The following is a 6,081-nucleotide window of genomic DNA, read 5'->3' as shown; positions in this document are numbered from 1 at the left end:
ACGGGGCACCGAAACCGTCTCTTCATGAACCTTCACCTTCTTATCTATTAGTGTATCTGAAGTGGGTGAAGTGTCCAAGTGGATTAGGGGGCTATATAGGATTTTACCCTTACAGCACCCGAGAGGCGAGGTGTCCAATATCTCGAATTCCTGGATTTTTCTTCGGCGATCAACCCAACCCCGAGCTCCCGGGTCTATCCCAGGAGTATGCTCGGCGATCGGCTCAGCATCCCCGAGCTCCGGGGTCTACCTCAGAAATATGCTGCATGATCGGCCCAACGTCTCCGTGCTCCCGAGCTCCCGGATCCACAATCCCCGATCCTCCCAGATCCACCTCGGGATCACGTCCGGCGAGCCGGCCACCGTCCTAAACTCCCAAATCCGCTCCCCAGACTACATGCAGCGAACCGCCGCCATACACATTCGCTGCAGGCATATCGCGCTGGCGTTTCACACTCGCCTTTCATCTAATAGTTCCTTTCAAAGGCGGATAAGTGAACCGGATTTGTCTTTGACAAACGCAGCTGCATTTCTTTAAGATGAAGAATGAATGATGCGCGAATTAACAAATAATGGAGGTTGGTTCGGATGAGTCAAGAGGTTGTGGAAAAAGGGTATTTTGGTGAATTTGGTGGAAGCTTTGTTCCGCCTGAGCTGCAGGAAGTCATGGACTATCTGGAAGCGCAGTTTATCAAATACAAGGACGATCCTGATTTCAATGAAGAGTTCCGTTATTACCTCCGGGAATATGTCGGTCGTGAGAACCCGCTAACCTTCGCCAAACATCTCACAGAGATGTGGGGAGGCGCTAAAATATATTTGAAGCGTGAAGATCTGAATCATACAGGCGCACACAAAATCAATAACGTAATGGGGCAGATTCTGCTCGCGAAGCGAATGGGAGCCAAGCGCGTCATCGCCGAAACCGGTGCGGGGCAGCATGGTGTGGCGACAGCAACAGTCTGTGCGATGTTCGGTATCGAGTGCGTAATTTACATGGGGCTGGAAGATACGCGCCGTCAAGCGCTGAATGTTTTCCGGATGGAGCTGCTCGGTGCTAAGGTAGTGCCGGTCGAGAAGGGACAAGGCCGATTGAAGGATGCGGTAGACGAGGCGCTTAACGATTTGATCGCCAACTATCGGGACACGTTCTATTTGCTGGGTTCAGCGGTTGGCCCAAACCCGTATCCGCTCATGGTCAAACACTTCCAGTCCGTTATCAGCGAGGAATCCAAACGGCAGATTCTCGAGAAGGAAGGACGCCTTCCCGATGCTGTCCTGGCCTGTGTAGGCGGAGGCAGCAATGCAATCGGAGCGTTTGCCCACTATTTGGACGAGCCTTCTGTCCGGCTGATCGGCGTGGAGCCTGATCAAGCGGCTACATTGACCTTGGGTGTACCGAGTGTGATTCACGGGTTCAAATGTCTGGTGCTGCTCGATGAGCAAGGCAACCCGCAGCCGACGTATTCGATTGCGGCCGGCCTTGATTACCCGGGAGTCGGACCTGAGCACAGCTACCTCAAAGTTTCGGGCCGCGGTGAATATGTAACCGTGACGAACGAGGAAGTGTTGGATGCGTTCCAAGAGCTGTCTCGCGCAGAGGGGATTATCCCGGCACTGGAGAGCGCGCATGCGGTAGCCCACGCGAAGAAGATCGCTCCTTCGATGGACAAGGATCAGCTTATCATCATCAACCTGTCGGGACGTGGAGATAAGGACGTAGAGCAAGTGTTCCAAATGCTCAAGTAAAGCAGCAGCGTTCATACTGTCATAATTCCTCATCGTTACCGTACAATGCAAAAAAGTGCTGCGGCCTTCCGGTATTCCCGGATGGCTGCGGCACTTTTTAATTTAATCTTTCCACCAGCGTTTCAATTGCTGCCACCATGATTTGGATTGCTCGGCTTGGCTCTTGGCATCGTCCGCTGAAGCAGGCGCGTCCCCGTGCTCACCGCAAACCTCGGTCGGCTCGGTACCGCTAACGAAAGCCACGAGACGTTTGTTCGGGCACGAGTTCGCCGCCAGCTTGCCGGATGCCGGGTCGATGTAGACGCTAACGACGCCATCCGGTACCGGGAATATCTTCGGAGGCACCGCAGCCAGCGCTTTCTCTGTGTAAGCGGCGAAGATCGGAGCGGCCCGGTGCGCCTCGGCGGCAGTTAGCTTGCGGTCCTTGTCATAGCCGACCCATACCGCGGTCGCCAGCTCTGGCGTATAGCCCACGAGCCAAGCATCAGTTGCGGTCGTGCCGGTCTTGCCCGCGACAGGCCGCTTGATCATGGCCGATACGCGGTTGCCGGTACCGCCTGCTTCGAACACGCTTTCCATGAGGCTTGTCAGCACGTAAGCATGCGCGGCGCTCACCACCTGCTTTTCCTCTGGCTTGGCTTGATAAATAACCTCGCCTTTCCGGTCCTCAATGCGTACTATGGCCGTTGGCGTAAGTCGCGCCCCGCCGTTGCCGATGGTACCGAAGGCGGACGCCATCTCGAAGGGGCTGATTGGGGATGTGCCGAGGGCAAGTGATGGAACGGGCTTCATCTTGTCGCTAATACCAAGCCGGCGGGCCATCTCAATGACCTTCTCCGGTCCGACGGCCATGATGGTGCTGACGGCGTAGATATTATCGGAGCTGGCGATCGCCTGCCTCATGTCGATTTCGCCGTTCCCATATTTATCGTTGTAGTTGCGCGGCGCATAGGTTTTGCGTCCTTCGTCATAGGTGAAGACGGTCGGCTCGCTCTTGAACCGGGTTAACGGTGTCATGGCGCCCTCCTGCAGGGCCGCCAAATATAGGATCGGTTTGAATGATGAGCCGGGCTGGCGGGTGTCCGCGAAGACGCGATTGAACTGATTCGTCTTGTAATTCCGTCCGCCGACCATCGCCTTGATATAGCCGTTGCGCGGATCTATCGAGATCAGCGCAGCCTGCTGCTGCGAATCTGTCGGGATACTTTGGGTGACCGCATCCTCTGCAGCCTGCTGTGCCTCGGAATCCAGCGTTGTAAAGATGCGGATGCCGCCCTCGCTCAGCAGATGTTCATCAATACCGAGCTGGTCCACCGCTATACTGCGGATGTAATCGCGAAAATACGGCGCGATGCCACCCTGCTGCTGGGTACCCAGCGGTTGAAACTTCAGAAGCTCGTTGCCTGCTTCTTCAGCCTGCGCATGAGTGAGGATTCCCTGCTCGGCCATCGTGGATAGAATGGTCCGCTGCCGGTCTTTGGCATTCTTCATATCCATATAAGGGGAATAATATTTGGGCCCCTTCGGAATACCGGCAAGCATTGCACTCTCCGCGAGCGATAAATCGGCTGCGTGCTTGCCGAAATAGAGCTGCGAGGCGGCTTCCACCCCATAAGCGCCGTGGCCATAATAGATTTGGTTCAAGTACAGGCCAAGAATGTCATCCTTGGAATACTGCATCTCAAGCTGTACGGTGTACATCGCTTCCTTCAGCTTGCGCTTCCATGTCCGTTCATGCGTCAGATATAAATTGCGCGCCAGCTGCTGCGTAAGCGTGCTTGCTCCCTGTTTCGCCTCGAGATGTTCGAGATTAATAAGCGTTGCGCGGGCCATCCCTTTCATATCGAATCCGAGATGGTCGTAGAATCGCTGGTCCTCGATCGCTAGCGTTGCTTCTAATAAATAGGGCGAGATCCGCTTCAGCGGAACGGATTGTCTGTTCTCACCGGCATGAAAGGTATCGATCACATTGCCCTGAAAGTCGAGTATTTGCGAAGTTTGGCTGATGGAAGAGGCCGGCAGTGTCTGCGTGCGCAAATAGAACAGAAAGGCGAAGGCGGCAAGCAGGAACACCGCCATGCCGCAGCCGGCGATGATGAGCCAGCGCTTCATACGGCGAAACAGCGGCATCCACCGTTCAGCTGCAATTCGGAAGGGTAATCGGCGTTTGCTGCCAGGTGACCCGGAGTTCGGTTTGGTCATGGTGATCTCCCTTACGTAGACAGTCTTATTTTCCTTAGTATGGAAAATGAGAGAGAGGACTATTCACGTTTATCGGAAAGGAGGGTAAAATATTTCGCGGCTTCCCATTGAGATGAATGGAAGAAGGACGGTTTCAGGATATTAGATGCGTGGGGCACCGGCAGATTTTCATAATCTTCATGAAATTTGACAAACCTAACGAGCAATGCCCAGGGCGTCATGATTATCAGGGTTTAACGGGGTTCCCAAGGCGAATACGCCTAGGCGGCAGCGCAATAATTCCGTTTGTATTCAACCGAGCATTCTAATATAATACAGGTTGGACGTTCGACCGGCGCATGATATATTTTCATCACATACAACAAGGAAAGAAGGGACTCCCCATGGAACTATGGTACACGGAGAAACAAACCGACAGCTATGGCATCACGGCCAAGATCAAAGAAACCTACGTCAGCGAGCAAACTGACTTTCAGAAACTCGATATGATTGAAACCGAAGAATTCGGCACGATGCTCGTGCTGGATGGCATGGTTATGACAACGGATAAGGATGAATTCGTCTATCATGAGATGGTTGCTCATCCTGCGCTCTACACGCATCCGAATCCGAAGCATGTACTCGTTGTGGGCGGCGGCGACGGCGGTGTGATCCGCGAAGTGCTGAAGCACCCGCAGGTTGAGAAGGCTGTGCTCGTCGAGATCGACGGCAAAGTTATCGAATACTCGAAGAAATATCTTCCGAACATTGCAGGCGGCTTGGACGACGCTCGCGTCGAAGTGATCGTGAACGATGGGTTCATGCATATCCATGACCATAAGAACAGCTATGACGTTATTATGGTGGATTCCACGGAGCCGGTGGGTCCTGCCGTTAATCTGTTCACACGGGGCTTCTACCAAGGGATCTATGAGGCGCTGAAGGAAGATGGCATCTTCGTCGCTCAGACGGATAATCCATGGTTCAAAGCAGACCTGATCGAGAGCGTTAACCGCGACGTGAAGGAAGTGTTCCCAATCGTACGCGTCTACTGGGCTAACGTGCCGACGTATCCGAGCGGTCTATGGACCTTCACGATGGGCAGCAAGAAGCATGATCCGCTGCAAGTGGATGAGTCCTCGATTCCTGAGATCGATACGAAATATTACACTCCGCGTCTGCACAAGGCAGCCTTCGTTCTGCCGAAGTTTGTGGAAGACTTGGTGAAATAGAGAGGACTAGCCAATCATGAAACTGGATCAGCAATATTCCGGCAATGTCTTCATTTTAAGCTCCGATAATTACGAAGCTTCCAAAGCCGTTATTTATGGCATGCCGATGGACTTCACGGTTTCCTTCCGTCCGGGCTCGCGGTTTGGCCCGCCCCGGATTCGGGAAGTATCGATCGGGCTGGAGGAATACAGCCCCTACCTCGACCGCAGCCTGGAGGATATCGAATATTTCGATGCCGGCGATCTGCTGCTGCCGTTCGGCAATGCGGAGCGTTCGCTCGATATTATCGGCAGTTATGTGCGCGGCGTTTTGGCTGACGGCAAGATGCCGGTCGGCCTTGGCGGCGAGCATCTCGTTTCCTGGCCAATATTCAAGGAAGTGTACGCGAAATACCCGGACCTGGCGATCATTCACTTCGATGCGCATGCGGATCTTCGCGAGCATTACGAAGGCGAGCCGCTGTCCCATTCAACGCCGCTGCGCAAGGCTGCCGGCCTCATGGGCGGCAAGAATATCTACCAGTTCGGCATTCGCTCCGGTTCCCGTGAAGAGTGGGCCTATGCGCGTGAGAATATCAATTTCCATCCGTTCGAGGTGCTGGAGCCTTTGAAGAAAGTGCTGCCGGAGCTTGCGGGCCGTCCGGTCTATCTGACCATCGATATCGATGTGCTCGACCCGTCATGCGCGCCGGGAACCGGAACCGCGGAAGCGGGCGGCATTACGAGCAAGGAGCTGCTCGATGCTGTGCACGCCATCGCACGTTCCGGTGTGAACGTCGTCGGCTGCGACTTGGTTGAGGTTGCACCTGCCTATGATCCGACCGAACAAACGCAGATCGTCGCGGCGAAAGTCATTCGCGAGATGCTGCTTGGTTTCATTAAGTAAGCTGCCGCTAGGCATGACCTGGAAACCGGCCCC

4 protein-coding genes are annotated in these 6,081 nt (G+C 54.3%); 3 read left to right on the top strand and 1 reads right to left on the bottom strand.

Going from position 1 to position 6,081, the window contains the following annotated elements; genetic code table 11:
• Nucleotides 1–588 precede the first annotated feature (588 nt).
• Nucleotides 589–1,749: a tryptophan synthase subunit beta gene (trpB, locus tag NNL21_RS35125; RefSeq protein ID WP_204822778.1), complete on the top strand. Its 1,161-nt coding sequence runs from the start codon at nucleotides 589–591 to the stop codon at nucleotides 1,747–1,749.
• 102 nt (nucleotides 1,750–1,851) lie between these two features.
• On the opposite strand, the gene NNL21_RS35120 is transcribed toward trpB, so the two are convergent.
• A complete protein-coding gene (locus tag NNL21_RS35120; RefSeq protein ID WP_256555693.1) occupies nucleotides 1,852–3,951 on the bottom strand; it encodes a transglycosylase domain-containing protein in 2,100 nt (699 codons plus the stop codon).
• A gap of 383 nt (nucleotides 3,952–4,334) precedes the next feature.
• Here NNL21_RS35120 and speE point away from each other — a divergent pair, with 383 nt between their 5' ends.
• Nucleotides 4,335–5,162: a polyamine aminopropyltransferase gene (gene speE, locus NNL21_RS35115; RefSeq protein WP_204822777.1), complete on the top strand. Its 828-nt coding sequence runs from the start codon at nucleotides 4,335–4,337 to the stop codon at nucleotides 5,160–5,162.
• A gap of 16 nt (nucleotides 5,163–5,178) precedes the next feature.
• Nucleotides 5,179–6,048, top strand: a complete 870-nt coding sequence (gene speB / locus NNL21_RS35110) for an agmatinase (protein WP_204822776.1) — start codon at nucleotides 5,179–5,181, stop codon at nucleotides 6,046–6,048.
• The last annotated feature ends 33 nt before the right edge of the window (nucleotides 6,049–6,081 follow it).

The sequence above is a fragment of the Paenibacillus mendelii genome (assembly GCF_024498075.1).
In the GTDB taxonomy this organism is placed as follows: domain Bacteria; phylum Bacillota; class Bacilli; order Paenibacillales; family Paenibacillaceae; genus Paenibacillus_Z; species Paenibacillus_Z mendelii.
Note: the sequence above shows the minus strand (reverse complement) of the source record. Positions and strands in the feature narration are given on the sequence as shown.

Coding starts and splice junctions, on each gene's coding strand:
- speB (WP_204822776.1), top strand. CDS start 5,179: ATGAAACTGGATCAGCAATATTCCGGCAATGTCTTCATTTTAAGCTCC.
- trpB (WP_204822778.1), top strand. CDS start 589: ATGAGTCAAGAGGTTGTGGAAAAAGGGTATTTTGGTGAATTTGGTGGA.
- NNL21_RS35120 (WP_256555693.1), bottom strand. CDS start 3,951: ATGACCAAACCGAACTCCGGGTCACCTGGCAGCAAACGCCGATTACCC.
- speE (WP_204822777.1), top strand. CDS start 4,335: ATGGAACTATGGTACACGGAGAAACAAACCGACAGCTATGGCATCACG.